This is a genomic window from Flexivirga endophytica, assembly GCF_014640635.1.
Lineage (GTDB): Bacteria > Actinomycetota > Actinomycetes > Actinomycetales > Dermatophilaceae > Flexivirga > Flexivirga endophytica.
The window spans coordinates 797422-819685 of sequence record NZ_BMHI01000001.1 but is presented as its reverse complement, the minus strand read 5'-3'; the positions used below and the strand labels follow the sequence as shown (position 1 = coordinate 819685).

Genomic DNA, 22264 nt, shown 5'->3' with positions numbered 1-22264 from the left:
CCGCCCCACGCGCGGCGCCTCACGAACGCCCGGCGAACCAACTTCTCGGATCGAACAGCCGGCGACCGCGTGGGCGATCGTCGGTCGGCACCGGCACCGGCGCGAGCGCCATGCCATCGGTCCCTGTAGCCGCGGCGGGCGCAGCATCCGGAGCCGGTGCCGGTCCTGGACCGAACGGGAACAACCCGTTCGGATCGTATGTCGCCCGCACTTCGGCCAGCTGCCGACGCATCGACTCGGGCCACGACCGCTCGAACGCGGGCCGCTTGGACATGCTGCCGGCGAAATTGACGTTGGTGACGGCGAACTTCCGGTCACCGGCATCGGCGAACACACCGGCGGCGATCTCGCTCGCGCGCGAGGCGACCGCCGGATCCTCAATCACCAACCGGAGCATCAGTGCACCACCGCGACCACCGACGGCACCGGGATTGATCACGTCCTGCGCCGCGTCTCCGCCGAGGTGTCGGATCTCGGACTCGGCGAACGGCGTGTTCGTACCCGGCCCGAGACGAGCCAGGAACGCCGTCACGAAGTCCTGGTCGATGCCGGTCAGCTCCGTGCAGAAGGACTGCAACGGCATGGGATCCACCGGGTCCCCGTGAATGGAATGCACATCCGCCAGTGGCAACTCGCCGACGGTGTCGTGCACCGTGGGGGCTGCGGCACGCAGGGGCGCGACCAGTTCGGCGCCCTCCTCCGCCCCACCCGGGTGGACGAAGCGCAGGTGCAACTGCAGGTCGCCGTGGCCGCCCGCACCGTGCGCCGGTGCGAGCGCGATGGAGGTGGAGACGTCACCGGCCGCCGCCGGCAGCCAGTCCACCCACGTCCGGAGCGCTGCCTCGATGTTCTCCGCGCCTCCGAAGATCAACCTCCCGGCATACAAGGCAGGGACGTGGGGTAGTTCGAGCGTCATCTCGGTGACGATGCCGAAACCACCCTTGCCCCCGCGCAGGGCCCAGAAGAGGTCGGGATGGGTCTGCGGATCGGCGGTGACCACCTCACCGTCTGCGCTGACGAGGCGGAAGCCCAGTGCCCAGTCCGAGGAGTAGCCATGGCTGCGGATCATCGGACCGATGCCGCCGCCCATGGTGTGTCCGACGGCGCCGACAGTCACCGAGGAGCCGGTGATGGGAGCCAGCCCGAAGGGCGCGGCTTCGGTCACGATCCGATGCCACTGTGAGCCGGCGCCCAGGGTCACCCGCCGCGAGGTGGGATCCAGGTGGACCGCGGTCAGTCGCTCGGTCGACACGATCATGCCGCTCTTGGCGCGCGGCCCCGGTCCGTGCCCGGTCGCCTGGACACGCACCGCCAGGTCCTGCTCGACGGCGAAACGCACGGCCGCCGACACGTCGGCCGTGCTGGCCGCACCCACGACGATGTCGGGGTCGTGCACGCCGCCGTTGAGGTTGAAGCAGGCGACCTCGTCGGCCAGGCCCGCATCGCCGCGAACGAACACCGGACCACTGACCTGAGCCCGCAGGCGTGCGACGGTCGTTGCTGGCAGGGTCTGCAGGTCTGTCATGGGATGCTCCTCGGCGTTCCACTCACGGCACCGCGCGCTGGGTCGCGGTCGGCACAGGAGGCCGGCGCCATTCCCACATGATCGTCAGCGAAGTCCGACCGGGTCCATAGACCTAGGTCCCGTCCCTGCCGTCCCACGAACGCGATGCCGCAATATTCGCCGTTCCAAGCGGGAAAGCGTTGCGCGAGTGGGAAACTGCGGCCATGACGCGTGCCTGGACAGTGCACCAGCCACCGATCGTGACCTCCCTCGAATCGGCGCTCGTCATGCTTGCCTCGGTCATCACGCTGATCGCGGCCAGCCAGCTCGCCGCCTTCCTCGGAGCCGGTGGTCCCGAACCGTGGCTCGCCGTGTCGATCGTCGCGGGTGCGCTGGTCTACGCCGCCTCCGGACTGATCGCCTGGTGGCGCCGGCCGGGCAACCGGCTGGGGCTAGTCATGGTCGCCGGTGGCGTCATCTGGTTGCTCAACGCATTGGTGTTCGCCTCTCAGCCGTTACTCGTGGCGGTCGGCGTGGTCACCGCGACATTGCCGCTCGGCGTCATCGTGCATCTGCTGCTCGTCTTCCCGTCCGGCCGGCTGCGATCGACGCTGGCCCGCTGGACAGTCATCGCCGGGTATGCCGTGTGTCTGGTGCTGCAGATCCCGCTCTACCTGTGGGCCCCGGCCGCCAGCCCCGACGGCATGCTCGCGATGGCCGACCGGCCAGAGCTGGTGACTGTCGGCTCACGGGTGCAGACCGGGGCCGGCATGTGCGTCATGGCCATCACCGCGGTCGTCCTGTCCGTGCGGTTCCATCGCGCCTCTGAACGTCGTTCGGTCCTCGGGCCGCTCTACGTGTATGGCGTCGCTGTGGTCCTGTTGGTGCCGTTGGTCCCCATCGTCGTCCGGTCGATGACCGGCTTCGACTCCAGCATCGCGACGGCGGGCCAGATAGTCCTGCTGGTGGTCGCTCCGATGCTGTTCGCGGTGGCGATGATGCGCGGTGGGTTCGCCCGGACCGGCGAACTCGAGCAGCTCGGCGAGTGGCTGGGCAGTGCGGCCGGTGACCGCCCCGACTTGGGCACGGCCCTGGCTACCGCGCTCGGGGACGATTCGGTGCAGCTGTCCTACTGGCTGCACGATCGCGGCGGTTATGTCGACGCGGACGGCCGTTCGATCACCGCCCCGACGGCGGGCAACGGTCGTGGCCTTGCCGAGATCGGTGTCGGCGGGCGTCGCGTCGGTGGCATCTTCTACGACCGGAACCTCATCGCCGATCCCGAGCTGGTCAACTCGGCCGGTCGGGTGATCGCCATCGCGGTCGACCAGCAGCGGCTGACCGTCCAGCTGCGGGCGAGCCGGCGCGCACTGCAGCAATCCCGCGCGCGGATCGTCGAGGCGAGCGACCGGGAGCGCCGCCGGATCGCGCAGAACCTGCACGACGGACTGCAGGCCGAGTTGGTGCTGTTGTCCGTCGAGGCCCAACGCTTGGCCGGGACCGAGGCCGGGACCAGCCCGGAGGAGCGAGCCCAGGCCGCGGAGCGGCTTCGCTGGCGCATCGATCACGCGGCGGCGGGACTGCGCGACCTGGTCTATGCGGTGATGCCTGCCCCGCTGGTCGAGCAGGGTCTCGGACCGGCCATCGAAGACCTCGTCGACCGGATGCCGGTGCCGACGACACTGGAGATGTCGGTCGACCGGAATCTGCCGGATGCAGTGCAGGCGACCGCCTATTTCGTGATGGCGGAGGCGCTCAACAACGCCGCCCGGCACGCCGGCGCGCGTCACATCGCGGTGCGGCTGACCGACCGGGCGGGTGTGCTGGTGATCCGGGTCGACGACGACGGCATCGGCAACGCGCATCCCGCCGGCGGGTTCGGGCTGACCGGCCTGCAGGACCGGGTGGAGGTGCTCGGCGGCACGTTGCGGATCGACAGTCCGGTGGATCACGGCACGCACATCACCGCCGAGTTGCCGTGCCCGGCGGCACTCGGCGTGTGACGCTTCGCGCCTACAACGCGGCGTGCCCGGTTGCGCAGCGACCGGGGTTAGGACGCCCTGGCCGGTGTCTGTAGGTCCTCCGGGATCTTGTGCGTGGCGATGGTGAGGCGGTTGAAGACGTTGATGGCGATGACCGCGGCCATCACGTCCGCGATCTCCTCGTTGGAGAAGTGCTGCGTCATCTCCTCCCAGACCGCATCGGAGACACCGCCATTGCTGATCAGCGTCACCTCGTCGGTGAATGCGAGTGCCGCACGTTCCTTGGGTGTGTAGCAGGCCGCTTCCTTCCAGGCGGCGAGGCTGGCGATGCGGCGCAGGCTCTCGCCGTGCTCGGCGGCATCGGCGGTGTGGCCGTCGATGCAGGTGGCACACCCGTTGACCATCGACGCCCGGATCTTGATGAGTTCCTGCAGCCCCCAGTCGAGATCGGCGCTCTTCATGTATTTCGGCAGAGCCAGGCAGGCCCGGTAGGCGTCCTGGGCGGTCGTCCCGAAGTCGAAACGGTCAGTCATCGCACTTCTCCTCGTGTCGTCGTTCCCCGAGCCGGCAGCCGGAAGCGCCATACAGCTCGGCCTGTGGCCGGTCGGTCAAGGTCCTGGCGAACTGCCAGAACCGGTAGACGTCCGCGAAGGTGCTGACGAGTCCGAGCGATGCCCGTGCAGCGCCCGTTGTCTTCCCGTCGATGACCTGCACGAACTCCTCGAAACTGAGGCGGTCCTTGTCGCGGAACGCCTCCACCATCTCCGCCTCCGACAGTCCGATGGACACCTCCCGAGTGCCTGGATTGCAGTGGCAGCCGCTGCGCAACGCGATGCCGGCATCGTTGGCCAATTGCTCGACGACGGTGGAGTCGACGAGTCGGCCGCTCGGGTCGAGGAAGTTCATCGCGATGGTTGCGCCGCGCCTCCGGGTGTCGCCGGGTCCGTAGACACGCACGGCCGGCGCACCGTTGCTGTGCCGTAACTGCGCGAGCGCGTCGAGCAACCAGTCGGTCAGGCACATGACGCGGGTGTGGATCGTCTCGATGCCGATCGACGAGACGTGGCGCAGCCCGATGTCGACGCCGAGGATGCCGAGGTAGTTCAGCGTGCCGTCCTCGAAGCCGGCCGGACCGGGCGTGCGGTAGTAGCCACCGCCTTCTCCGGTCGCAGCGCGCACCGACGAGAAGACGATGTTGCCGCCGGCGTACCAGGGCCTGCGCAGCTTCGCCAACGCCGGCCGGCGGACGAGCAGTGCGCCGATCCCGGTCGGATAGCCGAAGATCTTGTAGAACGACATCGAGACGTAGTCGGGATGCACACGGGACAGGTCCAGCCGGTTGGTGGGGACGAAGGCGGCGGCATCCAACAGCACGTCCCACCCCGCCTCCTGTGCTTCGGCGATCCAGTGCAGCGGGTGCTGCACACCGGAGAAGTTGGACTGGGCCGGATAGGCGAACAGGTTGTGCCCGCCGGGGTTCGCCGTGCGTAGGCCGTCGGCCAGCTTCCCCACGACGCCGCCGACGGTGAAGGCGTCGCGGGTCGCCGGGTCGGTGAAGTCCCACTCGACCACGTCGTGCGGCACACGCAGGTCCGCCGGGCTGATGGCGATGTAGGTGACCTCCGCGCGCTTGGCCCAGGCGAACTCGCGAATCCCGTTGACCGAGTTGTGATTGTCGAAGGTCAGCAGGTAGCGGTCGCCCGGTCCGAAGGGGTACGACTCGCCGACCAACCGCAGGGCACCGGTGGCGTTGGGCGTGAAGATGACGTCGTATTCGTCCGGCGAGGCCGAGAAGAACTCCAGGACCCTGGTCCTGGCAGCCTCCACCCGGTCGGTCATCAGGCGGGACGGCACGCTCTCCGAGTGCGGGTTGCCGAACACCGTGCCGGACAGCAGCGACTCGTGTTGCCGCACCTGGGAGGCGGCATACAAACCCCCACCTGTGTAGTCCAGGTAGGTGAGGCCGGCAGCATCCAGCCGCGCGTATTCGGTGCGTCGCAGCTCATCCAGCAGGGCAGTGCTGTCGTATGCCGGATGGGTTCGCCGGAAGTCTGCGAAGGCCGCCGCCTCGCCGGCGTCAGACGATTCACCGCGCGTGGCCGCGGGAGTGACCGACACGACCTCGTGGGCGGTGTCCCCGATGAGCGTCATTGCCGTACCTCCACAGCGCTTCCGAGGGTTGCGAAGTCACGGGCGTGCGCCGGCCGGGACCGGTGCACGGCGGCGGTGTCATTGGTCGCGATCGCAGGAACCTCGATGAAGCACTCGCGGCCGAAGATCTCGGTGAGCACCTGCGCCGGAAACATGTCGGGTTCCAGCGGCAGCTGCGTCCGGTAGGCGCACAGTGCAGCGACCTTCTGCGCGATGACGTCGGACACATCGGACTCGAGCACCCCCGGCTCGTCCGGCGAGGTCTCCGGTGCATCGAGCGGCATGTCGGGATGCGCCTCGTCACCGTTCAGCGCCGGCGATGCCGGTCCGACCAGTCGGGCCCCCGCGCCGCGGCCGGCGAACTTCGTGGGCGCGCCGCGGGAGAGCACCAGGCAGGTGAGGCTCTCCAGCGCGACCACATCGGCGCTGCGAGGGCGGTTGCCGGCGACGCCGAGCTCTCCGAAGAACTCCCCCGGTCCGACCGTTCGCAGCCGACGACGGCTGCCACGTCCGTCGTCCTGCCAGACCTCGGCGAATCCGGACAGGATGATGAAGAGTTCGCTGGCCGCCTCACCCTGCTCGACGACACACGATCCGGCCGGATACCACTGCACCTGCTCGTGATCGGACAGGTAGCGCATCGTGCCCGCTTCCTTCACGACGAGCAGCAACGCGTGCACGTAGTCACTGGATCCGGCGAACCGGTCCGATCGGGTGGTGAGCCAGGAGGCCAGCCGATCCATCAGGAGTGTGTCGCGGTTCGGGAAGTGCGCCTGCAGCAGCCGGGCGGCCGGGTCGGTCCGGCGCCAGGCGGCCGTGGTCGCGGCACTGATGGTCACGTGGTCGGGATGTCCGTAACCGCCGTCGGGTCCGAAGCTGATGACCGTTTCAGGGCGGAACTCGCGCATCATCTGTGCCACCCGGTCGACCAGCCGATCGAAGTCCGCGTCGGCGAGGGTGCCGTCGAGGTAGTCCCAGCAGCGGACCGTGGAGACGCCCAATCGTCGACAGGACAGCCGCAGTTCGGTCTCACGGATCTCGCCCAGCGTATGGCGGGTGGCGACGCGCACGTCGCGGATCTGGCCGGCCTCCCCGTGGGTCGCCGACACGACCGTGACCTCCGCGCCGGCACGGACCCATCGGGCGATGGTGCCGCCCGCGCAGAAGACCTCGTCGTCCGGGTGCGCGAAGACCGCGAGCACGCGCGGTGGCTCGTCACTCTGACGAGCGGCCGACGGCTCCTCGCCCTCAGGGACCCGGTGGGGAATTGTCAGCTGTCTCATCTCGGCTGCCGCCGCTACCTTCCCTGCGCGGCTCCGGGGCCCGGTGCCACGTCAGCCTGGGGCGGCACCGAGCCGCGCAGATCGATCGTCGGATCGCTGCGTCCATTGCCCAGAACCGTTGGCATTAACGCTAGTTCGCAGCTGCGCGGCGGCCCATAGACCTAGGTCTACTCGTGCTGCTCCGCGGCTCGAGGGTCTCGATACACCTTCCACCGCTTCCCTCCCCAGGCACTCGACCAACATGCGGCGAGCGGCACGGACACGGTGACCGCACGACAAGCGGGCCACGGCTACGGGCACGGACACGGTGACCGCACGACAAGGGAGCCACGGCGACAGCCCACAACAAGGTGCCTGAACGACAACCCGACGGCCGCGAAGACGACGACCAAGTGGTTCGCACTGGCGAGCGGCACGGACACGGTGACCGCACGACAAGGGAGCCACGGCGACAGCCCACGACAAGGTGCCTGAACGACAACCCGACGGCCGCGAAGACGACGACCGACACAGAGAGGGACCCCGGCGAACTCGTTCGCCGGGGTCCCTCTCTGTGTCGCGAGGAGTCGTAGCAAAAAAAACTCAGCAGGGACCGTGCAGGCCGAGGGTGTTGCGGACGGCCTGCGGGGCGATGCCGCACCCGATGCTTGCGGTGCCGAGGTCACGAACGGTCCACGAGGTGCCGGACTTCTTCAGCAGCACCTGCGCGGGGTCGGTCTGGCCGTTCTTCGGGGTGGCCAGTGCCGATGCCCACGTGTGCCCGGCGCCGGCGAACTTCACCTGGCTGACCGAGACGTTGGCCGGCTTGACCGCGCCGAGCAGCTTGCTGTGCAGGATCGCGTTGGTGACCTGTTGTGTGTCAGTGGTCGTCGTCCGATGCGTGGACGCGGTGGCCGCATGGTGGACGGCTGGGACCGCGACGCTCGGCGCGTGATGGCCGAGTTCGAGTGCGTGCGCCTGGGTCGGCGCGACGGCGGCCGTCCCAGCTACGAGAAGTGCTCCGATGGTGAAGGTGACCGTGGTGCGCTTCATGTGGCGTCCTTCCTTTCCGCGACGAGTCGCGTTCCCCGAGTGGTGTCCGGCGCAGTTGCGTCGGACGGTGTGGAAGACGCTCCATTCTCCCAGTGGGTTGGCACGAGTCCACACCTGTGATCGGATCGTGACCTCTCTCTTCTGCCTATCCGATTGAATCGACTGGTGTCCACCACAGAGGTCGAATCCCTTGCAAAATTGCGGCGTTTGCTCGCCGACGGCTCCTCCGTGCGCGACCTGCGACTGCAGGACCTCGACCTGACACAGGTCGAGACGGAGCTGCTCGGCATCGACGACTTCACCGGCGTCGTGGTGCTCGGTGGCCGGCTGGGCGACACGCTGCACCGACACCTGCGGCTGCACGGAGCACTCGTCTTCCCCGCCGACCCCGACGTGCCCTTCGACGCCTGGCGGTCGCACCTCTACCGCCCTCGTGAGTTGTATGCCGGCCTGCGCGAACACGGGTATGACGCAACCCCCGACGCTCGCAGCTATCGGTGGTCCCTGGACCCGAACCAGGACGTCTACTCGTCGCTGCTGCGCGCCATACACGATGACAGCATCAGCGATGCCCTGGGCGAATTCCTCGACGGCAGAACGGTCGTCGGTGTCATGGGTGGACACGCCGTCCAGCGCGGATCGGCCGACTACGCCATGGCGGCGCAGCTGGGACACGAGGTGGCGTCCCACGGGATGGTCGTGGCCACCGGCGGTGGTCCCGGCGCGATGGAGGCGGCGAACCTCGGCGCACTGTGCACGGACGCGACGCTGCTCGAGCCCGCGCTCACCGCACTCGCAGAGGTGCCGTCGTTCCGGCCGGACATCACCGCGTGGGCGCGTGTCGCGTTCGAGGTGCGGGAACGTGTCACGGCCGATACCGGCGCGCCGCGCAGTCTCGGCATACCGACCTGGTTCTACGGACACGAGCCGCCGAACGCGTTCGGGAACCGGATGGCGAAGTTCTTCTCCAACGCGCTGCGCGAGGACGTCCTGCTGCGCGTGTGCAACGGCGGTATCGTCGTGCTGCCCGGCGCGGCGGGCACGGTGCAGGAGATCTTCCAGGTCGCGACCGCGCTCTACTACGCCGCCGCAGATCGCGGTGTCCTGCCTCCACTGGTGCTCGTGGGCGACAAATACTGGCGTGCCGAGATGCCTGTCTGGGGCGTGTTGCAGGCGCTGGCGGCCGACCGACCGATGGCTGACGCGATCCACCTGGTCGGCGATGTCGGCGCTGCGTGCAGCACAATTGAACGCATAGCGAACTCACAGCGGCCCACCAGTGGGCCGAGGGAAGGCGGCATAGCACCGTGACCGACGCCCGCGAGGAACCGGCCGAGAGCTTCTCGCCGTTCGCGATCTCCGTGCTCCGCGCGGCGGACCGGCGGCTTCGGTTCTGTGATCGCGGCGACGTCATGACGCGGTATGCCGCATGCCGTGCGGCGATGTGCGCCCTGACCCAGCTCGACACCTTCTACATCGGCCACTACATCGGTCCGACGACCCTGTCGATCCCGTATTGCGTTGACCACAAACAGTTTCTGAGTGCTGATGTGCAGCAGTTCGGGCCCAACGGCCTGTCGGAGTACATCCGCTCGACGGGCCGGACCTACCGCTACGACCAGGACGCCGGACGCCGCGCCCGAATGGGCTGGAACTCCGACGAGCACCCCGTCCTGGACGTGCTGGTCGTGCCGCTGCGGCACCCGGAGACCGACGAGGTCACCGGCATGATGGCGATCGAGAACTCCGTGGCCGACACGTATGACGACGAGACCGCCCGGGCCATGGAGTGGCTGGGCCGAGCACTCGTGTGGGAGATGACTCAGGACCGGACGTTCGCCGACGATCTGGGTCTCTACGAGCTCTACCCCGAGTTGGACAGCACCCGCCCGCGGGACGAGACGGAGCTGTTGCGGACCATCACCGGTGAGCTGGAGCGGCTGCGGCTGGCGCTGCACTCGGTCGAGTTGCCGGACGACCCGAGACTTGCCGCGCAACGCACCGCGCTCGACGATGCACGGGCGAGCGGCGAGCGGCTGCACCTGCGACTGGCGGACGCGTTGCAGACCGCGCACGTCGAGCAGACCACACCCCGGGCGAGCACCGCGGGTCTGACCAGCAGGGAGCTGGAGATCGCGATGCTGATCGCGGTCGACGGGCTCACCAACCGGCAACTCGCGGCCAGATTGTTCATCTCGGAGAAGACCGTCAAGGTGCACGTCGGCAACGTGCTGCGCAAGCTCGGCATATCCCAGCGATCTGCGATCCCCTATGTGATCGGGGAGATCCACCCGCCGGCGAACCTCAAGGAGTAGTGACCGGCACCTGTGGTTCCAGATCGGGCGCATCGACCGTCCCCACGGTGGTCTCCCGAAGACGAGCGACGAGCGCGAGCACACCGTGCCGCAACCACGCCGCCCCGATCAGGATCGCGATCGCGACCACACCGTCCAGCCACCAGTGGTTGGCCGTCGCGACCACCACGAAGACGGTCACCACGAAATGCAAGGGGCCGATCCACCGCCAACGTGAGGTGCTGACCCGCCACGTGTACCAACCGATCACCGCTGCGAACAGCACGTGCACCGACGGCATCGCGCCGAAGTTGTCGACCGAGAAACCGGCGTTGTAGACCGACTGGCCGTAGAACTCGGCCGTGTCGACATACCCGGGCAACAGCCGCGGCGGCGCCACGGCCAGGAACTGCACGAAGAAGCATCCGAGAGTGCTCAGCGCGATGGTGGTCCGGACCGCCGGATAGCTGTCGCGGTGCCGGAAATACAGCCACACCAGGAAGATCCCCATCCCGGTGAAGTGCATGCTGGCGTAGAAGAGGTTGGCCAGCTCGACGATCGTGTCGTGCCCGAGGATGAGGTTCTGGACGCTGCGTTCGTTCGGGAAGAGCATCGCGGACTGCAGCCGCTCGATCCAGTGCGCGCGGCCGACCGCATCGCCGCCGTCACTGGAGGTGACCTGCTGCAGGATTTGCCAGAACGCGAACAGCCAGGCGACGATGGCGCCCTCCCGGCAGAACGTCGCGACGCCGGGCCACCGGTGCCGGAGCACCGGCCACAGCGCACCGAGCACCAGCCCGACGAGCAACGCCTGGCGCCAGTTCAGCATGAGATTCGGCATGGACCCCCCGCTCGAATCAGGCTGTCGATGCTGCGAGTTGGCCGCACGCCCCGTCAATGTCGGAGCCACGGGTGTCCCGGATGGTGGTGGGTATGCCGTGGGCGCGCAGTCGTTCGACGAACTGCTGCTCGACGCCCTTGCGGGAGGCCGTCCACTTGGAGCCGGGGGTCGGGTTGAGCGGGATCGGGTTGACGTGCACCCAGCCCTTGCCGCGAGCGCGCAGCTTCTGGCCCAATAGGTCGGCGCGCCACGCCTGGTCGTTCATGTCCTTGATCAGCGCGTATTCGATCGAGACGCGTCGCCCGGTCGCCTCGTAGTAGCGGTATGCCGCGTCGAGCGCCTCATCGACCGTCCAGCGCGTGTTGATCGGCACCAGCTCGTTGCGCAGCTCGTCGTCCGGCGCGTGCAGCGACAACGCGAGCGTGACGGGAATGCCTTCTTTGGCGAGCTTGTCGATCGCCGGCACCAGTCCGACGGTCGACATGGTGAGGTGCCGGGCCGACATACCCAGGCCCGCTGGTGCGGGGTCGACGAGGCGATGTATGGCGTTGATCGCCTGCCGGTAGTTGGCCAGCGCCTCCCCCATGCCCATGAAGACGACGTTGGAGACGCGCAGCGGTGTCTCCCGCGACTCGTCATCACCACCGGCGACCGCGCCCTCGCGCAACATCCGGGCGCCTGCCACGACCTGCTCGACGATCTCGGCCGTCGTCAGGTTGCGAGTCAGGCCCTCCTGGCCGGTGGCGCAGAAGGGGCAGTTCATGCCGCAACCGGCCTGGCTGGAGATGCACATCGTCACGCGACCGGGATAACGCATCAGCACCGACTCGACCAGTGCGCCGTCGAAGAGCCGCCACACCTGCTTGACGGTCCGCCCGTCGTCGGCGTTGAGGGTGCGCACCGACGTCAGCAGCTTCGGCAGCATCGCATCGACCAGCTCGGTGCGTCCGGCAGCGGGCAGATCGGTCATCTGCTCCGCGTCGTCCACGAAGTGCTCGAAATAGTGGGTCGACAACTGCTTGGCCCGAAACCCCTTGTGTCCCAACGCTTCGACCGCTTCCTTGCGGCCGGCCTCGTCGAAGTCGGCAAGGTGCTGCGGCGGCTTGCCGCGACGGGGTGCGCTGAACGTCAGCTGACCGGGAACCGGCTTCGTGGTCGAGGGAGTGGGTAGATCAGTCATGTCAGTGCACCGCCACCAGAGGGGTCAGAACGGCCCAGGCGACCGGGACGACGACCAGCAGGGAGTCCAGCCGGTCCATCAGCCCGCCGTGGCCGGGAATCAGGTTACTCATGTCCTTGATGCCGAGATCGCGCTTGATCATCGACTCGCACAGATCACCGACGGTGGCCGCGACGACGGCGAGCGCGCCGAGCAGGGCGCCGACCCACCAGCGCCCGTCCAGCACCAGCACGACGCTGAGGCTGCCGCCGACGATGCACGCCGTGGTCGAGCCGGCGAAGCCCTCCCAGGACTTCTTCGGCGAGACGCTGGGCGCCATCGGGTGCTTACCGGCGATGACCCCGACGATGTAACCGCCGATGTCGCTGCAGATCGTCACGAGGATGAAGACGACGATGCGCTGCGGACCGTCGTCCGCCGCGAGCAGCAACATGGCGAAGCCGACGAGCGCGGGCACGTAGAGCGTCACCAGCGCACCGCCGGCGATGTCACGTGGCATTCCTTCGGCGTGGCCGACGGCGCGCCATACACAGATCACCAGCACCGCGACGACGGCCGCGAAGGCGAGCGCGGTGGCGCCCCACAGGTAGGCGGCGAAGGGCACGGCGGCGGCCGCGACCAGGGTCGGGATCGCCGGTGGGTGCAGGTCACCGTGCGCCATCGCGCGCAGCATCTCGATGCAGCCGATCACCGACGCGGCCATCGCGACGCCGACGAAGATCTCCTTCTGCAGGAACAGACTGAGTATGACGATGAGCCCGAGGAGCACACCGACGCCGATCGCGGCATAGAGATTGCGCCCGGCACGCGGTGTCGGGTTGTGCGCTTCGGCCGCGCCACCGGTCGGGGTCGGCTCCGTGCGACCTTCCCGGGCAGCCCGTCGTGAGTGGGGCCACGAAGAGGGCTCAGACATCTGTTGACCTGCGAGCGACCTCATACCTCGAGGAGCTCGGACTCCTTGCCCTTGAGCAGCTCGTCGACGATCTCGACGTGCTTCCTGGTGGTGGACTCCAGCTCCTTCTCGTGCCGGGAGCCCTCGTCCTCACCGATGTCGCCGTCCTTCACCGCACGGTCGATGTCTTCCTTGGCCTTGCGGCGGATGTTGCGGATCGACACCTTCGCGTCCTCGCCCTTGGTCCGGGCGAGCTTGATGTAGTCGCGGCGGCGCTCCTCGGTCAGCGCCGGCAGCACGATGCGGATGAGGTTGCCGTCGTTGCTGGGGTTGACGCCCAGGTCGCTCTCACGCAACGCCTTCTCGATGCCGGCCATGGCGCCCTTGTCGAACGGCTGGATCAGCACGGTGCGCGCTTCGGGCGTCTGGAAGGACGCCAGCTGCTGCAGCGGCGTAGGGGCGCCGTAGTAGTCGACGGTCAGCTTGTTGAACATCGCTGCGTTGGCGCGGCCGGTGCGGATCGAGGAGAAGTCCTCCTTGGCGACCTCGATCGCCTTCTCCATCTTCTCCTCGGCCTCGAGCAGGCTGTCGTCGATGCTGCCGTCCATGGTTGCTGACCTTCTCTACGAATCAGTGGTTGGTATGCCGTGCCGAGTCTATTCAGGCACTGACCAGTGTGCCGATCTTCTCACCCTGCAACGCCTGCGTGATGTTGCCGGGTCCTTCCATGCCGAAGACCCGCATCGGCAGGTCGTTGTCCATGCACAGGCTGAAGGCCGCCGCGTCCACGATCCGCAGGTTCTGCGCCAGCGCCTCGGAGAAGGTGACGGACTCCAACTTGGTCGCAGTCGGGTCCTTCTTGGGATCGGCCGTGTAGACACCGTCCACACCGTTCTTGGCGAACAGCACCATGTCGCAGCGGATCTCCAGGGCGCGCTGCGCGCTCACCGTGTCGGTGGAGAAGAACGGCATACCGGCGCCTGCGCCGAAGACCACGACGCGACCCTTCTCCAGGTGCCGCATCGCGCGACGTGGGATGTAGGGCTCGGCGACCTGCCCCATGGTGATCGCCGTCTGGACGCGGGTGTCGATGTCTTCCTTCTCCAGGAAGTCCTGCAGCGCCAGGCAGTTCATGACCGTGCCCAACATCCCCATGTAGTCGGCCCGGGTGCGGTCCATGCCGCGCTGCTGCAGCTCGGCGCCGCGGAAGAAGTTGCCACCGCCGACCACGATCGCGATCTGCACGCCGCTGCGGGACGCCGCCGCGATCTGCTGGGCGACACCACGGACCACGTCCGGGTCCAGACCGATCTTGCCGCCTCCGAAGACCTCTCCGGAGAGCTTGAGCAGGACCCGCTGCGGGTCTTCGGGCTGGACAGAGGGATCGGTCATTGGCGCTGCCTCCGGTCGATGATGCAATCGAGTCTTTTCACGCGACACAGGCAAATGCGGAACGGGCCGTGACAGCCCGCCCAGGGCATTTGTAGCGGTCGATAGATCCTGCCACATGCATCGGGGATGCATGAACCACCGGTGACCGGAGGCCCCTCCGGTCGGGCCGAAATGCGGCTGCGGCTGGTGAAGTACGTTGACATTCGTCGCCATCCACCCGCCACCGGCGCAGGCCCGTCGTCCCAGGAGTTGCTCATCGTGCATGACCGTCGCCAGCTGGTCGAGGACCGCATCACCCGCGTCCTGTCCGAGCGGATCCGCCCCGTCGTGCATCGCGCGGTGGCACCGTTGCGGGTCGAGGCGTGGCACGTCGACGGCGGACAGGGCGAGCCCGTCGCGGTGGCGCAAGCACTCGCGGCGCCATACGAGCCGTTCGCGGTCGGTGAGGCGTGGGGGCCGGCGTGGGGTACGACGTGGTTCCACCTGACCGGGACGGTGCCGCCCACCGATCCGGCAGGACCGCACGAGGTGGTGATCGACCTCGGCTGGGCCGCGCATTCCTCCGGTTTCCAGGCCGAGGGCCTGGCCTACCGCCCGGACGGCAGTGTCGTGAAGGGTCTCAACCCGATGAACGGCTGGCTCCCGGTCGAGCCCGGCACGCAGATCGATCTGTATGTCGAAGCCGCCGCCAATCCGCTGCTGCTGCAACCCCATCCGTTCCTGCCGACCGGCCTGGGTGAGAAGTCGACCGCCGGTGACGGTCCGCTGTACCGCTTGGCACGGGCCGAGGTCTGTGTGCGTGACACCACCGTGTGGGAGCTCGCCGCCGACATCGACGTGCTCGACGGGCTGATGCGGGAGCTGCCGGTCGACGACGGCTGGCGGGCCGAGTTGCTGCTCGGACTGGAGCGCGCGCTGGACCGGCTCGATCTCGGCGACGTGTCCGGCACCGCGCGCTCGGTGCGGGCCGAGCTCGCGCCGCTGCTGGCGCGTCCCGGCCACCCCACCGCCCACCGGATCAGCGCGGTCGGGCACGCGCACATCGACTCCGCGTGGTTGTGGCCCGTCCGGGAGACGGTCCGCAAGGTGGCCCGGACCGTGGCCAACGTGACCCAGCTGCTGGACGAGCAGCCCGAGCTGGTCTACGCGATGTCCAGTGCCCAGCAGTACGAATGGTTGGAGGAACACCGGCCCGAGGTGTTCGAGCGGCTCGCCGCGCACGTGGCCGCCGGACGTTTCGTGCCGACCGGCGGCATGTGGGTCGAGTCCGACACCAACATGGTCGGTGGTGAGGCGATGGCGCGGCAGTTCCTGCTGGGTCAGCGGTATTTCCGCGAGAGGTTCGGCATCACCTGTCGTGAAGTGTGGCTGCCGGACTCGTTCGGCTACTCCGCTGCCCTGCCGCAGATCGTCCGGCAGGCCGGCTGCACGCACTTCCTCACCCAGAAGATCAGCTGGAACCAGCAGAACGTCTTTCCACACCACACCTTCCACTGGGAGGGCATCGACGGCACCAGGGTCTTCACCCACTTCCCGCCGGTCGACACCTACACCGCTGAGCTGACCGGGCGCGAACTTGCCCACGCCGCAAGGAATTTCCGCGACAAGGGACCCACGAACGTCTCCCTGGTCCCCTTCGGGTACGGCGACGGCGGTGGCGGTCCCACCCGCGAGATGCTGCAGCGCGCGGCACGCACTGGCGACCTCGCCGGGTCGCCGCGAGTGACGATCGAGGAGCCCGCGCGCTTCTTCGCCTCGGCCGAGGCCGACTACCCCGACGCCCCGGTGTGGGTCGGCGAGCTCTATCTGGAGATTCACCGCGGCACCTACACCAGCCAGGCGAGCACCAAGGAGGGCAACCGGCGCTGCGAGCACCTGCTGCGGGAGGCGGAGTTGTGGGCGAGCACCGCGGCCGTCCGTGGGCTGGCGGACTATCCGGCCGAGCAACTGACCAGGCTGTGGAAGGTCGTACTGCTGCAGCAGTTCCACGACATCCTCCCGGGCAGCTCGATCGCGTGGGTGCACCGCGAGGCCGCCGACAACTACGCCGCGGTCGAGGCCGAGCTGGAGTCGCTCATCGCGGGCCGGCTACGGTTGCTCGCCGGCTCGGGCGAGACCGAGATCGTCGTGAACGCAACGCCTTTCGAGGTCGATGCGGTGCCGGCACTGGGCGGTTCGGCGCTGTCACCACCCGGCGCTCCGGTGCAGGTGGACCGCGCCGGCGCGGACATCGTGTTGACCAGCGACCGGCTGAAGGTGACGATCGACGGTCATGGACTGGTCACCGGCATGGTCGATCTGTCCACCGGGCGGGATGTCATACCGGCCGGTGAGCGAGCCAACCTGCTGCAACTGCACCAGGACTTCCCGAACAAGTGGGACGCCTGGGACCTGGATGAGTTCTACCGCAACACTGTTCGCGATCTTGACGACGTGGCGGACCTGCAGGTCGACGTCGGCGACGACGGCGCCGCTGTCGTCACGGTCAGGCGTGTCTTCGGCGGGTCCAGCGCCATACAGACCATGACGCTGCGGCCCGGTGCGCGGCAGGTGGACTGCTCGGTCGACGTCGACTGGCACGAGCAGGAGTCGGTGCTGAAGGTCGCGCTGCCGGTGGACGTGCACGCCACTGATGCGGCATACGAGACGCAGTTCGGGCACCTGCGACGCCCGACCCACACCAACACCAGCTGGGACGCCGCACGCTTCGAGGTGTGCGCGCACCGGTTCGTGCACCTGTCGGAGCCGGGATTCGGTGCGGCGGTGGTGAATTCGGCGACCTACGGGCACGAGGTGACCCGCCACGCATCGACCGGGGGCGGCACCTTCTCCACCGTGCGGTTGTCGCTGCTTCGGGCCCCGCGTTTCCCGGACCCGGAGACCGACCAGGGTCGCCACGTGCGGCACTACGCACTGGTCGTCGCCCCGGACGTGACAGACGCGGTCCGCGCGGGATACCGGATCAACCTGCCCCAGCGGCGGCTGACCGGGGGTCCGATCGAGCCGCTGTTGCAGGTCAGCGGCGCGAGCGCCGCGGTCGAGGCCGTCAAGCTCGCCGAGGACGGCTCCGGGGACGTGATCGTGAGGCTCTACGAACCGGCCGGCGCACGGACTCGCGTCACGCTCGAGCCGAGCTTCCCGGTCCGCGAAGTGGTCCAGGTGGACCTGCTCGAGGACCCGATGGAGCCGGACGGACTCGAGGTCGGCGACGCCCCGATCGCCATACGGCTGAGGCCTTTTCAGCTGCTCAGCCTCCGGCTGTGTCGCTGACGCGGGGCGGGTGACCGGCGAAGTCGCCGGCCACCCGCCTCGTCATCCGGCTGTCGCCTCAGCCTTCCTTGTCGGCGTCCTTGTCGGACTCGGCGCGCTGCTTGATCTCGTTGACCACGGACGGGTCGGCGAGCGTCGTGGTGTCACCGAGCGCACGGTTCTCGGCGACGTCCTTGAGCAGGCGTCGCATGATCTTGCCCGACCGGGTCATCGGCAACGAGTCCGCGAACACCACGTTGGCCGGCTTGGCGATCGGTCCGATCTCCTTGCCGACGTGCTCACGCAACTCGGCCAGCTTCTCGGTCGAACCGTCCGCGCCGTCCTTCAGCGTCACGTAGGCGACGATCGCCTGACCTGTGGTCGCGTCCGCGCGGCTGACGACGGCCGCCTGCGCGACGTCCGGGTGGCTGACCAGCGCGGACTCGATCTCGATCGTGGACAACCGGTGACCGGAGACGTTCATGACGTCGTCGATGCGGCCCATCATCCAGAAGTCGCCGTCCCCGTCGACGCGGGCGCCGTCACCGGCCAGATAGGCGTCCGAGAACTGGCTCCAGTAGGTCTGCTTGAAACGCTCGTCGTCGTTCAGCAGACCGCGGAACATCGCCGGCCACGGCTCCTTGATCACCATGTATCCGGCGCCCTCGCCCGCGGGAATCTCCTTGCCCGCCTCGTCATACACGGCGGCCTTCACGCCGATGAACGGGTGGGTCGCCGAGCCGGGCTTCAGCGTCGTCAGTCCGGGCAACGGTGTCACCAGGATCATGCCGTTCTCGGTCTGCCACCAAGTGTCGACCACGGGGCACTTGCCACCACCGACGTTGTCGCGGTACCAGATCCACGCCTCCGGGTTGATCGGCTCACCCACGGATCCCAACACCTTCAGCGACGACAGGTCGTGCTTCTGCAGCGCCTCGGTGCCCCACTTCATGTGGGTGCGGATGGTCGTTGGCGCGGTGTAGAGCACGTTGACCTTGTAGCGCTCGATGATCTCCCACCAGCGTGACTTGTCCGGGAAGTCCGGGGTGCCTTCGTACATGACACTGGTCGTGGCGTTGACCAGCGGACCGAACACGATGTAGCTGTGCCCGGTGATCCAGCCGATGTCGGCAGCGCACCAGTAGACGGTGTCCGGCTTGATGTCGAACACGTAGTGATGGGTCGTCGAGGTACCGGCCAGGTATCCGGCGGTGGTGTGCAGGATGCCCTTGGGCTTACCGGTCGTGCCCGAGGAGAACATCAGGAAGAACAGGTCCTCGGAGTCCATCGGCTCGCAGGGGCACGACTTCGGGTCGTCGTCCTGCCCGTCCACCACGTCGCTCCACCAGTGGTCCCGGCCGTCCTTCATCTCGACCTCGGTGCCGGTGCGGTTGACCGTCACACAAGTCTTCACGGTCGGTGCCATGTCCATCGCCTCGTCGGCGGTGGGCTTCAACGCGCCCGGCTTGCCCCGGCGATTGGCGGCGTCCTGGGTGATGAGGTATTCGCACTCCATCTCCTGCATGCGGCTGCCCAGGGCGGTGGCCGAGAATCCACCGAAGACGAAGGTGAACGGTGCGCCGAGGCGAGCGAGCGCCAGCAGCGTGACCGGTGCCTCTGGGATCATGCCGAGGTAGACGGCGACCTTGGTGCCCTTGCCGATGCCGAGGCTCTTGAAACCGTTGGCGGCCTTCACCACCCGCGACTGCAGGTCGGCGTAGGTGATCGTCAGGCGGTCGTCGACCGGCTCGCCCTCCCAGTAGTAGGCGACCTTGTCACCCAGACCGTTCTCCACATGCCGGTCGACGCAGTTGTAACACGCGTTCAGCTTGCCGCCGAGGTACCACTTCGCGTAGGGCCGGTCCCATTCCTTCAGGGTCGTGAAATCGGTGAACCAGCTGAGCCGCTCACGCCCCTCTCGCTCCCAGAACTCGTCCGGGTCCTGGTCGTAGAACCCTGGCTTGGCGTTGGCCTGCTCGGTGAAGGCAGGGTCCGGCGGGTACGTGCGCGACTCCGCCATGAGTGCATCAATGTTCTGGCTCTGGCCATCTTGCGCCATCGTTGTCTCCTTGTTTCAGTCGTCGTGTCGGTCGGCGTGGAGCGCGTGCGCGTGCGCGTCACGTCTACTCAATCACTCGTCGGACCAGAATGCTGCTCGGGCAGGAGAATGCCGCCCGAGCAACAGTCTGATCGTCGGGTTCAGCGCGGGAGGGTCGGCATCACCGTGCGCTTGAACGTGACGTTCACGACGGTCGCGAACGATGCGTACCACGCAGCGATCGCGGTGAGGAGGCCGACATACCCGCCGGCTTTGGTCAGCCCACTGCTGGTGCCGAACTCACCGAACGCCAGCAGGAAGTAGGTGATCGTCAGCAGTACGAACACCAACAGGACCGCACCGCTGACCCGGATGGCTGCGACCGTCATGTAGAGCGTGAAGATGCCCCAGGCCAGCAGGTAGACGCCGAGACCCTTGTTGACATCGGCACCTGCGCCGGACAGGTCGGTGTGGCCGGTCAGCCACCAGAAGGACAGCCAGAAGGCGCCGTACGAGCAGAACGCGGTGGCGCCGAACGTGTTGCCCTTGGCGAACTCCCAGAGGCCCGCGGCGAGTTGGGCGACGCCGCCGTATGCGAAGGCCAGGCCGAACACGACCGGCTCGACCTTGTCAGGAACGATGCCGGCGTTGACAACGCTCAGCACGAACGTGGTGAGTGCGAACGCACCGAGACCGAGTGCCGCCGGATCGGCGATGTGTGCACCCGGTGCCGGGCGGGTGGTCGTCTCAGACATGGAAGGAACTCCTGACGTCGGGCGATGGGCACGGCATACGCCGTGTGACCCAAGCCTTCTCGCTCCCGTGCCCCCGTGTAGGAGATTCCGGATCCGATGATGTGAGCGGAGTCACATGGTCGCCGGACGTCAGCGCAGGTCGCGACGAGCGGTCGATTCGCCGGGATGAACGGTCCGCTCCGGGTCGAACGTGCCGCGGTCCACGTCGAGGTGCTCCGGTGTGTGGAGTCGGACCATGGTGCGCATGACGCTCGCCGGGCGGCGACCGGCCGTCGCCAGGGAGACCCCGATCATCACGAACAGGCTGAGCGGCATGGTCCATGCGGCCGGTTGCGCGAGCAGCGGGCCCGCCAGACCCGGGGCCTCGTAACCGGCGAGCGCAACGACGACGGCCGCGGTGCACGCTCCCCCGCCGACGACCAGCCCGGCGATCGCACCCGGCGCGGTCAGTCCGCGCCACCAGATGCCCAGCAACAGCAGCGGACAGAACGTCGATGCCGCGACCGCGAAAGCCAGCTCGACCGCTCGAGCGACCGGCACGCCGCTGGAGACCGCCAGGAGCACCAGGGTCAGCGACACCACCAGCGCGGTGGCGCGTCGGAAGTCACGCACCGGGTCGGATCCACCACGCAGCACGTCCTGGCTAAGGACACCCGCCACCGACACCGCCAGTCCGGACGACGTGGACAGGAACGCGGCGAATGCACCTGCCCCGAGGAGCCCGGTGAGCAGGTCCGCGCCGAAACCGTGCAGCACGTCGCTGGGCAACTCCAGCACCACCGCGTCGGTGCGACCGTCGGCGACCAGATGGAAGCTGTAGAGGCGGCCGAGGACGCCATAGACGGTGGGGATGAGGTAGAACGCGCTGAGCAGGCCGAGCACTCCGAGCGTCGTACGACGGGCCGCCCGGCCGTCGACGTTGGTGTAGAAGCGCGCCACGACGTGCGGCAGGCCCATGGTGCCGAGGAAGGTCGCCAGGATCAGCGAATAGATCAGGTAGGTGGCGTGCTCGCCCTGCATCGGCTCGACCCAGTCCGACACCCGCAACTCCTGCGACGTGGTCCGGCCCTCCCGATGCCAGTGCACCAGCAGGACCGCCGCCGGCACGATCAGCGCGGTGAGCTTGAGCCAGTACTGGAACGCCTGGGTCACCGTGATCGATCGCATCCCGCCGGACAACACGATGACCAGCACGACCCCGGCAACCAGCACCGACCCGGTCCAGCTGGGCGCGCCGACCAGGGTGCGCAGGGTGATGCCCGCACCCTGGAACTGGGGCAGCAGGTAGAGCACGCCGATCAGCGCGACCACGACGCTGGAGACCTTCCGAGCCGCCCGGGACTCCAGCCGCAACTCGGCGAAATCGGACAGTGTGTAGGCGCCCGAGCGACGCAGCGGCGCGGCGACCAGCACCAGCAGCACCAGATATCCGGCGGTCCAGCCCACGGGGTACCACAGTGCGTCGGCCCCGTGCGCGAGGATGAGACCGGCAGCGCCGAGAAATGAAGCGGCGGAAAGGTATTCGCCGCTGATGGCGGAAGCGTTGACGACCGGGCCGACGCTGCGGGACGCAACGTAGAAGTCACTGGTGGTGCGTGCCACCCGCACCCCGAAGACACCGATGCCGAGGGTGAGCAGCGAGACCGCCAGGACGGCGGTCAGCCCCACCGC

17 protein-coding genes are annotated in these 22264 nt (G+C 68.1%); 4 read left to right on the top strand and 13 right to left on the bottom strand.

Annotation, left to right across the window (positions count from 1 at the left end):
* Positions 1-19: 19 nt before the first annotated feature.
* Positions 20-1525 carry an FAD-binding oxidoreductase gene (locus IEX71_RS03730; protein ID WP_188835575.1) on the bottom strand — a complete coding sequence of 502 codons (1506 nt, stop codon included), beginning with the start codon at positions 1523-1525 and terminating at the stop codon, positions 20-22.
* A 203-nt stretch (positions 1526-1728) separates the two neighbouring features.
* On the opposite strand from IEX71_RS03730, the gene IEX71_RS03725 reads away from it, so the two are divergent.
* Complete coding sequence (locus tag IEX71_RS03725) at positions 1729-3507, top strand: sensor histidine kinase (protein WP_229749432.1); 1779 nt, start codon at positions 1729-1731, stop codon at positions 3505-3507.
* Between the two features lie 47 nt (positions 3508-3554).
* Here IEX71_RS03725 and IEX71_RS03720 read toward each other — a convergent pair whose 3' ends face one another.
* From IEX71_RS03720 to IEX71_RS03705, 4 genes are all read right to left on the bottom strand, one after another.
* The gene (locus IEX71_RS03720) at positions 3555-4019 is read right to left on the bottom strand and encodes a carboxymuconolactone decarboxylase family protein (RefSeq protein WP_188835574.1); all 465 of its coding nucleotides are present in this window, start codon (positions 4017-4019) and stop codon (positions 3555-3557) included.
* On the bottom strand, positions 4012-5637 hold the full coding sequence (locus IEX71_RS03715; protein ID WP_188835573.1) for an aminotransferase class V-fold PLP-dependent enzyme: 1626 nt from the start codon (positions 5635-5637) through the stop codon (positions 4012-4014). Before IEX71_RS03715 ends, IEX71_RS03720 begins: the two co-directional genes overlap by 8 nt.
* Positions 5634-6920, bottom strand: coding sequence for a PIG-L family deacetylase (locus IEX71_RS03710; protein ID WP_188835572.1), 1287 nt, complete (start codon positions 6918-6920; stop codon positions 5634-5636). Before IEX71_RS03710 ends, IEX71_RS03715 begins: the two co-directional genes overlap by 4 nt.
* A 582-nt stretch (positions 6921-7502) precedes the next feature.
* Positions 7503-7952, bottom strand: a complete 450-nt coding sequence (locus IEX71_RS03705) for a hypothetical protein (RefSeq protein ID WP_188835571.1) — start codon at positions 7950-7952, stop codon at positions 7503-7505.
* A 165-nt stretch (positions 7953-8117) separates the two neighbouring features.
* Here IEX71_RS03705 and IEX71_RS03700 point away from each other — a divergent pair, with 165 nt between their 5' ends.
* Both IEX71_RS03700 and IEX71_RS22405 read left to right on the top strand, forming a co-directional pair.
* Positions 8118-9263, top strand: coding sequence for an LOG family protein (locus IEX71_RS03700; protein ID WP_188835570.1), 1146 nt, complete (start codon positions 8118-8120; stop codon positions 9261-9263).
* A complete protein-coding gene (locus IEX71_RS22405) occupies positions 9260-10267 on the top strand; it encodes a helix-turn-helix transcriptional regulator (RefSeq protein ID WP_229749431.1) in 1008 nt (335 codons plus the stop codon). Before IEX71_RS03700 ends, IEX71_RS22405 begins: the two co-directional genes overlap by 4 nt.
* Here IEX71_RS22405 and IEX71_RS03690 read toward each other — a convergent pair.
* From IEX71_RS03690 to pyrH, 5 genes are read right to left on the bottom strand one after another with little or no spacing between them, the layout of a single operon-like run.
* The gene (locus IEX71_RS03690; protein ID WP_188835569.1) at positions 10257-11087 is read right to left on the bottom strand and encodes a phosphatase PAP2 family protein; all 831 of its coding nucleotides are present in this window, start codon (positions 11085-11087) and stop codon (positions 10257-10259) included. The two genes, IEX71_RS22405 and IEX71_RS03690, sit on opposite strands and share 11 nt — an antisense overlap.
* A 16-nt stretch (positions 11088-11103) precedes the next feature.
* Positions 11104-12267: a dual-specificity RNA methyltransferase RlmN gene (gene rlmN / locus IEX71_RS03685; protein ID WP_188835568.1), complete on the bottom strand. Its 1164-nt coding sequence runs from the start codon at positions 12265-12267 to the stop codon at positions 11104-11106.
* Between the two features lies 1 nt (position 12268).
* Positions 12269-13180 carry a phosphatidate cytidylyltransferase gene (locus IEX71_RS03680; RefSeq protein WP_188835567.1) on the bottom strand — a complete coding sequence of 304 codons (912 nt, stop codon included), beginning with the start codon at positions 13178-13180 and terminating at the stop codon, positions 12269-12271.
* A gap of 20 nt (positions 13181-13200) precedes the next feature.
* Positions 13201-13767 (bottom strand): ribosome recycling factor, encoded by a 567-nt coding sequence (gene frr / locus IEX71_RS03675; RefSeq protein WP_188835566.1) that lies wholly within the window; start codon positions 13765-13767, stop codon positions 13201-13203.
* Positions 13768-13819: 52 nt separating this feature from the next.
* Entirely contained in the window at positions 13820-14551 is a 732-nt protein-coding gene (pyrH, locus tag IEX71_RS03670) for a UMP kinase (protein WP_188835565.1), read from the bottom strand.
* A 141-nt stretch (positions 14552-14692) separates the two neighbouring features.
* Here pyrH and IEX71_RS03665 point away from each other — a divergent pair, with 141 nt between their 5' ends.
* Positions 14693-17821, top strand: coding sequence for an alpha-mannosidase (locus IEX71_RS03665; RefSeq protein WP_308420951.1), 3129 nt, complete (start codon positions 14693-14695; stop codon positions 17819-17821).
* Between the two features lie 58 nt (positions 17822-17879).
* Here the strand turns inward: IEX71_RS03665 and acs are convergent, their stop codons facing one another.
* From acs to IEX71_RS03650, 3 genes are all read right to left on the bottom strand, one after another.
* Positions 17880-19859 (bottom strand): acetate--CoA ligase, encoded by a 1980-nt coding sequence (acs, locus tag IEX71_RS03660; protein ID WP_188835564.1) that lies wholly within the window; start codon positions 19857-19859, stop codon positions 17880-17882.
* 140 nt (positions 19860-19999) lie between these two features.
* Positions 20000-20593, bottom strand: coding sequence for an acetate uptake transporter (locus tag IEX71_RS03655; RefSeq protein ID WP_188835563.1), 594 nt, complete (start codon positions 20591-20593; stop codon positions 20000-20002).
* A 129-nt stretch (positions 20594-20722) separates the two neighbouring features.
* Positions 20723-22261 (bottom strand): sodium/solute symporter, encoded by a 1539-nt coding sequence (locus IEX71_RS03650; RefSeq protein ID WP_188835562.1) that lies wholly within the window; start codon positions 22259-22261, stop codon positions 20723-20725.
* Positions 22262-22264 lie beyond the last annotated feature (3 nt).

Bases quoted from the DNA above. Each gene is read 5' to 3' on its own strand.
- IEX71_RS03730 (WP_188835575.1), bottom strand. From the start codon at position 1,525: ATGACAGACCTGCAGACCCTGCCAGCAACGACCGTCGCACGCCTGCGG.
- IEX71_RS03725 (WP_229749432.1), top strand. From the start codon at position 1,729: ATGACGCGTGCCTGGACAGTGCACCAGCCACCGATCGTGACCTCCCTC.
- IEX71_RS03720 (WP_188835574.1), bottom strand. From the start codon at position 4,019: ATGACTGACCGTTTCGACTTCGGGACGACCGCCCAGGACGCCTACCGG.
- IEX71_RS03715 (WP_188835573.1), bottom strand. From the start codon at position 5,637: ATGACGCTCATCGGGGACACCGCCCACGAGGTCGTGTCGGTCACTCCC.
- IEX71_RS03710 (WP_188835572.1), bottom strand. From the start codon at position 6,920: ATGAGACAGCTGACAATTCCCCACCGGGTCCCTGAGGGCGAGGAGCCG.
- IEX71_RS03705 (WP_188835571.1), bottom strand. From the start codon at position 7,952: ATGAAGCGCACCACGGTCACCTTCACCATCGGAGCACTTCTCGTAGCT.
- IEX71_RS03690 (WP_188835569.1), bottom strand. From the start codon at position 11,087: ATGCCGAATCTCATGCTGAACTGGCGCCAGGCGTTGCTCGTCGGGCTG.
- rlmN (WP_188835568.1), bottom strand. From the start codon at position 12,267: ATGACTGATCTACCCACTCCCTCGACCACGAAGCCGGTTCCCGGTCAG.
- IEX71_RS03680 (WP_188835567.1), bottom strand. From the start codon at position 13,180: ATGTCTGAGCCCTCTTCGTGGCCCCACTCACGACGGGCTGCCCGGGAA.
- frr (WP_188835566.1), bottom strand. From the start codon at position 13,767: ATGGACGGCAGCATCGACGACAGCCTGCTCGAGGCCGAGGAGAAGATG.
- pyrH (WP_188835565.1), bottom strand. From the start codon at position 14,551: ATGACCGATCCCTCTGTCCAGCCCGAAGACCCGCAGCGGGTCCTGCTC.
- acs (WP_188835564.1), bottom strand. From the start codon at position 19,859: ATGGCGCAAGATGGCCAGAGCCAGAACATTGATGCACTCATGGCGGAG.
- IEX71_RS03655 (WP_188835563.1), bottom strand. From the start codon at position 20,593: ATGTCTGAGACGACCACCCGCCCGGCACCGGGTGCACACATCGCCGAT.